Here is a 5,242-nt window from a genome sequence, read left to right as displayed (position 1 = left end):
ATTGAAAATCCGCGTGTCGGTGGTTCGATTCCGCCTCGAGGCACCATTATTTGGTACTTAACAAATAATGGTCTTTATAGACCTGATGTTAAGACAAGTAATTCCCCTTTAGTTCAGTTGGTAGAACGGCGGACTGTTAATCCGTATGTCGCAAGTTCAAGTCTTGCAAGGGGAGCCACATTCAAGAAAGCCAAGTCGAAAGACTTGGCTTTTTTTCGTTTGAGCTAACTCTAACTCTAACTCTATTCAGTATTGCCGCCAGCTCAACATCAAGCCCTGATCACCCCCATAAAGTTAAAGCATCCCCTTTCCTATATCGACAGTACCCATCCTTGAATTCGTCCAAACCCTCTCGATACAAACTAAACCACCTCTGAAATTAAGCACCTTTAGCCGCGTATCGTCACATAAAAATAAACAGCATGATAACTCGTTACTTTTTTTGCTTCGTAAATTTAATCTCTATCATGTTTTGATATCTTTCTGATATCTGCCCTACACGACTTAGATTAAGATTCGATGAATTATATCTAATACTAATTATTGAATCGCTACGCAGGAAAATATGAAATTAAAAACGCAAGCTTACTTATTATCGGGCATCATCTTGATCGCTCTGCTAGCGCTAACTGCTACTGGTTTATGGACCTTGAGAGTCGCTAGTAACATGGACAACAAAGCTCGTGTGACTGAGCTATTTAAGAGCGCATACAGCATTCTTACTGAAGTCGAAAAAATGGCTATTGATGGCACTCTAGAAGAACAACAGGCCAAACAGCTTGCCACTCGCCTACTACGTAACAACATCTATAAAGATAATGAATACGTTTATGTTGCGGATGAAAACATGACCTTTGTTGCGACACCTCTGGATCCACAACTACACGGAACCAGCTTTAATGATTTTAAAGACGGTGATGGGAATAGCGTTGGCCAACTCATTCAACGAGTACTTGGCAGTCGTACTGGCCAGATCATTGAGTACACCTGGACGCAAAAACTTCCAGATGGAACCATTGAAGAAAAACTATCAATGGCAGAGAAAACGCCACATTGGGGTTGGGTTGTCGGCACAGGTATCGGCTTCAATGAAGTTAACGCGCGTTTCTGGTCTACCGCTCAATGGCAGCTATTCCTTTGTGTGGTAATTGCGGGTCTTATCCTATCGAGCTTGATTGCATCCATTAAGCGCATGCTAGCGCTTCTTGGTGGCGAGCCTAAGGATGTAAGAGAAGCGGTACAAGCAGTCGCAGAAGGCCGCATTCAAACCTCTTTCGAAAATCAAGCAATCGAAGGCAGTATTTACCATGCCGTGCAACAAATGAGTAAATCGCTAGCAGAACTAGTATCAAACCTTAATGCATCAATGCTGGCATTAAGAGGCGAGTTACAACGTGTAGAAGATCGTGCTGGGGCAATTGCTCAACTAACAGAGACACAACAGCAATCAACAGAAATGATCGCAACAGCAATGACCGAGATGGCCTCTTCAGCCAACAATGTTGCTGATTCAGCGGGTGATACTGCGCGTAATACTGACGAAGCTGATAAACAGAGCCAACATACTCAGCAGTTAATTCACAACACGGTTGATAACATTCAAGGTCTAGCAGGCCAACTAGGAACTGCCAGTGAAGCCGTCGCTAACCTAGATAGCGATGTACATAACATCGTTAAGGTCTTAGACGTCATCGGTGATATTGCAGAACAAACTAACCTTCTAGCGCTAAATGCGGCAATTGAAGCTGCGCGCGCTGGTGAACAAGGCCGCGGATTTGCGGTTGTGGCTGATGAGGTTCGTAACCTTGCAGGTCGAACACAATCAAGCACGAAAGAAATCCAGCTAATGATCAATAACCTTCAAGAAGGCTCTCGTAACGCAATAAAAACTATGGAAGTGTGTGCGACGACCAGTGAAAGCACCGTAACAGAGTCCCAGAATGCCTCTGAAGCTCTACAACAGATTGTTATCGCATTAGAGTCTATTTCATCGATGAGTCATCAAATCGCGACAGCCGCCGCTGAGCAGACTCAGGTGAGTGACGATATTTCGAAGCGTATCAATATGATCGAAGAAAGTGGCAACCAACTGAGTAATGTGGTGACAGAAAGTCATAACAGCACTCAAACTCTCACCTCCCTTTCTAACGAATTAGAAGCTTGGGTTAATAGGTTTGAAGTAAAACACTAAACTCTCGAGTAAATTCTTAAATATAAAAGCACGTTTTCATACGTGCTTTTTTTGTTTCGGTGCCTATTCAGTCCAGTTAACCGTAGTTTCAGTATCTTTTAGAGCATGCTAGACCTAGGTTTTTAGCCCCAAACGAACAAAAACAATCCACTAAGTATAGAAAAACATCAAACGATACTTTTTTTGCAATTTAATGTTGACCCAGAACGCGAAAACACGTTTAATACACCTCGTCGCCCGGATAGCTCAGTCGGTAGAGCAGAGGATTGAAAATCCTCGTGTCGGTGGTTCGATTCCGCCTCCGGGCACCACAATTTATTTGTTGGTGTCCTAGACAACAACAGTAAAGCACAAAGAAATATTATGTGCCGACTTAGCTCAGTAGGTAGAGCAACTGACTTGTAATCAGTAGGTCACCAGTTCGACTCCGGTAGTCGGCACCATTTCTTTAAAGCTTTAAGAATAATTCCCCTTTAGTTCAGTTGGTAGAACGGCGGACTGTTAATCCGTATGTCGCAAGTTCAAGTCTTGCAAGGGGAGCCAAGTTAATCATCAAGCATAAGCTTTTTGATTCATGATGCCGACTTAGCTCAGTAGGTAGAGCAACTGACTTGTAATCAGTAGGTCACCAGTTCGATTCCGGTAGTCGGCACCATTCTCTTGATTAGAGACTAAACAATCAATTCCCCTTTAGTTCAGTTGGTAGAACGGCGGACTGTTAATCCGTATGTCGCAAGTTCAAGTCTTGCAAGGGGAGCCAATTAGAAAAGGCCGCATCATTGATGCGGCCTTTTTGCATTTAAAGATCCGAACTCATCCATACCAGTCTACTCACCTTTTACTACCTCATTTAATTCGAAAACCAACACTTTTAATGCTCTTCTAAAGCAATCAGACTTTTCTCTTTAATTCCGCTCAAGCTATCACAAGAACAAACTTGTCACTCTTGCAAGAAGCCAGTCATCACGAAGGGCTACTTTCGTTATCTATAGAAGTGCTCTGCTGAGAAATTCTAGTCGTAATGGGGGCGGGAATTAAAAGCTAAATAATGAATTCAAATAAGCTCTAGAAAGGCTCTGTTGGTTGCTTAAATTGAAATGACATACGACTCACTCTTTATCGAAACTATCCACTACAATCGCTCCCATAGACGCTGGCATAGAAATAACAATTACCCTTTTGATAGATACAATTGGATCGCTTAATAAAGGAAGCTTGTCCAAACAAGTCAGCACCAAAGCAACAACCAATGCAGTCATCACATAAGCAATAACAATTCTGAAAATAAACACTGGCAACCGAGCGACAATATCTTTCTGAAATACACTCTCATACGTGTAAAAGCCCAGGAATACAGCAGACAATAGAAACAACAACAGCAAGTTAGCTGTGGGCAAAGTCTCCCCTAACTTCCAGGCTTCCTCAGAAAAAGAAATCGGCACGGCCAAAGCAAAAGATCCTACAAAGATCTGGCTCGCATCTTCAAAGTTAAAGCTTAATTTCATAATTCGACCCATTAGGTTTTAAGGCTTTATCTATTTTTAAAATAATCACAAAATTATCTGCCGATGATTTGGGGGAATTTTCTATTCCTACCAAGCAACAGAAATGACAATTCTTAGCTTAATATTAGTCGTAATAACTTAAACATAGCTTGAACTAACCAGCAAGAAATCAATATGTTCAGAGTAAAAGCGGTGAAACAACTAATTCATATCGGGTCAACAAGCACATCAGAATCGAAGAAATATCGGCAAACATCCTAAGATACCAGTGCCTAGAACCAGAGAACCTCAATCAGTTGGGGGATAAACATCACTGCACGGATCGGGGGATAGTCTATTTCTTAGCTTATATATCCTTCCAGCATCACTTGGGGAGCTCAACCTATCGACTCTCACCTTCAAACTGAATCTAGTCCGCTTTCCCCCTTTGAGATGCTTCAAACAGGGTGCTCAATACAATTAAGATTGGTTTAAGTTTAATGCATAGCAAGAGCATGAAATCGAATCATTAAGGGCCCTAGCGTTCTTAGCAGAAGTCCCCATGATGGAGTCCTAATTACACACCAGAACTATCCTCTAGATTCACAGATAGAACAGAAGTCAGGTTTCCTAGACAAAGATCTATTAACTAATACTTGAGGAGGGCTCCAAACAATGAGCAAGCAGGATGAGTTGTAATGCTTGTATAGTTTCAGGTATTGAATTGGGGCGCTGAGTCTCATTAGACTAACTTACAACCTCGTATGGCTCGAGTATTTGATTAGTAAGCTTAAAGATCTGCGTGCGTTTGAAGTCATTCTTGTATCAAACCACAATTGGAATCAGAAATGATGTGATTCTAGTCGTAGGATTGGGATTTCTGATAAGTGACGGAATAATGGGGACGCGTTGGCTAGGAGTTATGGTTTACGGGAAACCTTATGTGGAAGTCATTAGATGGAAGGGCGAAACACTATAATTTAGATGTAAAAAAGCCCCGCTATTTCTAGCGAGGCTTCTAAATAAGTGGCGGAGTGGACGGGACTCGAACCCGCGACCCCCGGCGTGACAGGCCGGTATTCTAACCAACTGAACTACCACTCCGCAGTGTCTATTCAGCATAATGCAATTTAAGCCTGACGATGTCCTACTCTCACATGGGGAAACCCCACACTACCATCGGCGCTATTGTGTTTCACTTCTGAGTTCGGCATGGAATCAGGTGGGTCCACAATGCTATGGTCGTCAAACAAATTCTGTTGTCAACTTGATTAATCAAATCAACTAAATAGTGGTGCTGATACCCAGACTCGAACTGGGGACCTCACCCTTACCAAGGGTGCGCTCTACCGGGCTGAGCTATATCAGCAATTCAGGAGTCGTTTAAAAACGATTCTGAAAACTTTTGTCTTCACTTTTAAAAAGTGAAAATAAATTTGGAGCCTGGCGATGTCCTACTCTCACATGGGGAAACCCCACACTACCATCGGCGCTATTGTGTTTCACTTCTGAGTTCGGCATGGAATCAGGTGGGTCCACAATGCTATGGTCGCCAAGCAAATTTTAA

Annotated in this window: 2 protein-coding genes, 8 tRNA genes and 2 rRNA genes; 7 read left to right on the top strand and 5 right to left on the bottom strand. The window is 42.5% G+C overall.

Going from position 1 to position 5,242, the window contains the following annotated elements; translation table 11 throughout:
• Window positions 1–102: 102 nt before the first annotated feature.
• The 7 genes from L3V35_RS16225 (at window position 103) to L3V35_RS16195 (ending at window position 2,951) form a co-directional block, all read left to right on the top strand.
• Window positions 103–178, top strand: a tRNA-Asn gene (locus tag L3V35_RS16225).
• Between the two features lie 387 nt (window positions 179–565).
• Window positions 566–2,191, top strand: coding sequence for a methyl-accepting chemotaxis protein (locus L3V35_RS16220; RefSeq protein WP_237300290.1), 1,626 nt, complete (start codon window positions 566–568; stop codon window positions 2,189–2,191).
• A gap of 235 nt (window positions 2,192–2,426) precedes the next feature.
• Window positions 2,427–2,502 (top strand) — tRNA-Phe (locus L3V35_RS16215).
• Between the two features lie 56 nt (window positions 2,503–2,558).
• Window positions 2,559–2,634 (top strand) — tRNA-Thr (locus L3V35_RS16210).
• Between the two features lie 24 nt (window positions 2,635–2,658).
• Window positions 2,659–2,734, top strand: a tRNA-Asn gene (locus L3V35_RS16205).
• 36 nt (window positions 2,735–2,770) lie between these two features.
• Window positions 2,771–2,846: transfer RNA gene (locus tag L3V35_RS16200), tRNA-Thr, on the top strand.
• Between the two features lie 29 nt (window positions 2,847–2,875).
• Window positions 2,876–2,951: transfer RNA gene (locus L3V35_RS16195), tRNA-Asn, on the top strand.
• Between the two features lie 349 nt (window positions 2,952–3,300).
• Here the strand turns inward: L3V35_RS16195 and L3V35_RS16190 are convergent.
• From L3V35_RS16190 to rrf (L3V35_RS16170), 5 genes are all read right to left on the bottom strand, one after another.
• Window positions 3,301–3,696, bottom strand: coding sequence for a DUF2391 family protein (locus tag L3V35_RS16190; RefSeq protein WP_017079303.1), 396 nt, complete (start codon window positions 3,694–3,696; stop codon window positions 3,301–3,303).
• Window positions 3,697–4,702: 1,006 nt separating this feature from the next.
• Window positions 4,703–4,779: transfer RNA gene (locus tag L3V35_RS16185), tRNA-Asp, on the bottom strand.
• Window positions 4,780–4,809: 30 nt separating this feature from the next.
• Window positions 4,810–4,925, bottom strand: a 5S ribosomal RNA gene (rrf, locus tag L3V35_RS16180).
• A gap of 42 nt (window positions 4,926–4,967) precedes the next feature.
• Window positions 4,968–5,044: transfer RNA gene (locus L3V35_RS16175), tRNA-Thr, on the bottom strand.
• 72 nt (window positions 5,045–5,116) lie between these two features.
• Window positions 5,117–5,232: ribosomal RNA gene (gene rrf, locus L3V35_RS16170) — 5S ribosomal RNA — on the bottom strand.
• Between the last annotated feature and the right edge of the window lie 10 nt (window positions 5,233–5,242).

It is taken from the genome of Vibrio sp. L5-1, from assembly GCF_021728315.1.
GTDB lineage: Bacteria > Pseudomonadota > Gammaproteobacteria > Enterobacterales > Vibrionaceae > Vibrio > Vibrio splendidus_K.
Note: the sequence above shows the minus strand (reverse complement) of the source record. Positions and strands in the feature narration are given on the sequence as shown.

Bases quoted from the DNA above. Each gene is read 5' to 3' on its own strand.
- L3V35_RS16190 (WP_017079303.1), bottom strand. From the start codon at position 3,696: ATGAAATTAAGCTTTAACTTTGAAGATGCGAGCCAGATCTTTGTAGGA.
- L3V35_RS16220 (WP_237300290.1), top strand. From the start codon at position 566: ATGAAATTAAAAACGCAAGCTTACTTATTATCGGGCATCATCTTGATC.